The organism is Arthrobacter sp. I3 (genome assembly GCF_000520575.1).
In the GTDB taxonomy this organism is placed as follows: domain Bacteria; phylum Actinomycetota; class Actinomycetes; order Actinomycetales; family Micrococcaceae; genus Arthrobacter; species Arthrobacter humicola_A.
Genome location: NZ_KI914925.1, coordinates 13,235 through 16,119, shown reverse-complemented (window position 1 = coordinate 16,119; position 2,885 = coordinate 13,235). Strand labels below are relative to the sequence as shown.

The following is a 2,885-nucleotide window of genomic DNA, read 5'->3' as shown; positions in this document are numbered from 1 at the left end:
CGCCTGCCGCGAGTCGGTCCGACTCCCGGGCCCCAACCGCGGACTGGGCGCCACCGGATCCGGCTTCGGCGGGTGAGGGTCCCGGCGGTACAGATCCGGATGTCTTTGCGGAGTCCGTCACGGTCCGCTGCCCCTCGGTCATGGCGGGGTCGTTGAACACCTGCTCCACGGGCGCCTCGCCTGTCTTGGCCCGTTCCGGATGCGAGTGATCCCCCTGCGCCTTGGTGCCCGCCTCCGCGATGTCGACCGCTTCGCGCACATCTGCACCGCTGCGGGAGTCATCGCTCTGGGCCGCGGCACCCGGCGAGGCGTTCCGGGCCCGCGATTCAGCGTCGTGGCCACCGTGCGCCTCGGTCATCGGCATTTCGCCAGGCGTACCTGTTCCGGCCTTGCGCAGCGGATCTACAGTACCGTCCGCACCGTAATCACCTTCGGTGTACTGGCCGATTTCCGACCCGGCCGTGCGTCCCGGAACCGTACCAGCGCCGCCGTAGTCGGCTGCCACGTAGCGCCCGGATTCCTTGGCTCGGTCTCCCAAGGGTTCGGGCAGGCCGCCCTCCCTGCCGCCCGCACCGTAGTCACCTTGGACGTATTGGCCTTCCTCGTCCTCGGCGTGCCGGCCTCTCTGCACGCCAGCCTTACCGTAGGTCCCTTCGACGTACCGGCCCCGGAGCTCCTTATCTTCTGGTTTCACGTCCGCGGGCGTCTGGTCCGCGGGCAATTCGGAGTCGCTGCGGTCTGTCATGATCCTGCCCTCCAGAGACGAATCCATGCGTCTAATCCGGCGCAATTCAAGTCTAGCCAGGGCCACTGCACCACGACAGAGGGCAGTGGCCTCCGGCCGCCCGCCTTTGGGTGGCCAGGGTGTCAGGTGTGGGCGGCGGGAGCTGTGGTGCTTCGAACGACGAGGCGCGGGGCCAGCACTTCGGTACGTGGCGGCAGGGAGGGGTCGGCGATGCGGGCAAGGAGAAACTCCGCAGCGCGGATGCCTACGTCCCGGCTGACGGGGTCGACGGTGGTCAGGGAGACGTGGCGGATCCCGGCGAGATAGGTGTTGTCGTATCCGACCAGTGAGAGTTGTGCCGGCACGCTGATGCCGTGCTCGTCCGCGGCCGAGAGCGCACCGACGGCGAGGATGTCGTTGGCGGCAAAGACCGCTGAGGGGGGCCGGCCGCCGTCGATAAGGCGGCTCATTGCCTCAAAGCCGGAATGTTCGCTCAAGTCCGTCGGTATCACCCGGATGAAGTTCTGCAAGCCGTGGCGGGTCATGGTGTCCCGGTAAGCGTCGGCCCGCACGGTAGCGGACCCGGTGGGAGCGGTGAGGAAGGCAATATCGCTGTGGCCGAGACCAATCAGGTGTTCGACGGCCATCCGGGCGCCGGCGGCGTCGTCGTTGCTGACGCGGTCCGCTGCCGGGAGGTCGAAGGCGCGGGTGCCGGCGACGACGGCTGGCGTGAGCAGTGTGGCGCGGGTGAGGTCTTCATCGGCGGAGAAGTCTCCGGCGATGACGAGGCCGTCGACGCGCAATTCCAAGAAGGCGGACACCGGGCTTTCCCCTGGGCGGGCCAGATAGCGGGGATCGCCGAGGACCATCCGAAGGTTCCGCTCCCGGAAGATGTTCTGCATGCCGTCGAGCAGCTCCACGAACCAGGGATTGGAGAGGTCGTCCAGCAGCACTCCTACTGTTTGCGTCCGCCCGCTGGCGAGCGAGCGGGCCGCATTGCTGGGCCGGTAGTCGAGTGCGGCTATAGCGGTGGCAACAGCTTCTCTTCTTTGTTCACTCACCTTGGGTGAACCCCTCAGCACCAGGGAAACGAGTGCGCGAGATACGCCGGCCTCGCGCGCCACATCCTCAATGGTGGCGCGTTTGGCCGCTACATGCTGGCTCAGTTCGTTCCTGGACAAATGGCCTCCTGCCGGCAAGCGTATCGCGGGAAACACAGCGGTTCCGGCCGCCGCCCCATGGGCAACCGCACCGGTTCCACTGCTGCCTGACGCCGGCCGCATGCCTGTCCCGTGGGGGAGGCCCCGGCGGCAATGGCTGCGGACGTTCGATTCTCAGAGAGATACCGCCTTCTCGCCCGGTACCGTGGGAGGCACGATGATTGGAATGCCTCCGGTGCGGAAGTGCACCTCCAGCTCTTCCAGGGATTGCCCCTTCGTCTCCGGCACGAATTTCGCCACGAAGATCAGGGAAACAATATTCACCAGCACGAACACGGTGAACGTGCCGGTTGAGCCCAGGGCGACGACCAGGATCGGGAACAGGAAGGAGATCGCCGCGTTCACGGTCCAGAGGGCGAACACCGCGATGCCCATCGCGAAGCCGCGGATGGCCAGCGGGAAGATCTCGGAGAGCAGTAGCCACACGCACGTGCCGATGAAGCACTGCACGAAGGCCACGAACAGCATCATCGCCGCCAGAATGGTGTAACTGACGAGGTCCGACTGGGGGAGTGTGAAGACGACGGCGAGGAGTGCCTGCGAAGCTACGACCCCGGAGAAGCCAATGACCAGCATGCGGCGGCGCCCGACGAAGCCCAGCAGCCAGATACCCAGAACGGTCATCAGCACCGACGTGACGCCGACGGCGATGGTCGCCACGAGCGATGCGCTCACGCCGAGGCCGCTGCGCTCGAGGATGGTGGGGGCGTAGTAGTTCACGGTATTGATGCCCGTTGCCTGCTGGGCTGCGGCGAGCCCGATGCCGACCCAGAGGAGCCGGCGCATCCAGGGATTGTTCTTCAGATCGCGCCAGGCGCTGGAGCGCTCATTCCGGGCCGTATTCGCGGACTCAACGATTTCTTTGTATTCGAAATCGGCTTCCTCCGGGCTGCGACTGAGGTTGAGGATGCGGCGGCTGTCCTCGAGCCTGTCGCGGATAG

3 protein-coding genes are annotated in these 2,885 nt (G+C 66.3%); all 3 read right to left on the bottom strand.

The window, feature by feature from the left end:
• Nucleotides 1-772 (bottom strand): hypothetical protein (locus Y706_RS29260; RefSeq protein ID WP_052355059.1); only part of this gene is annotated, 772 nt, incomplete at its 3' end.
• Between the two features lie 95 nt (nucleotides 773-867).
• Nucleotides 868-1,905: a LacI family DNA-binding transcriptional regulator gene (locus Y706_RS0110990; protein WP_216699126.1), complete on the bottom strand. Its 1,038-nt coding sequence runs from the start codon at nucleotides 1,903-1,905 to the stop codon at nucleotides 868-870.
• Between the two features lie 153 nt (nucleotides 1,906-2,058).
• Nucleotides 2,059-2,885 (bottom strand): MFS transporter (locus Y706_RS28125; protein WP_043436015.1); only part of this gene is annotated, 827 nt, incomplete at its 5' end.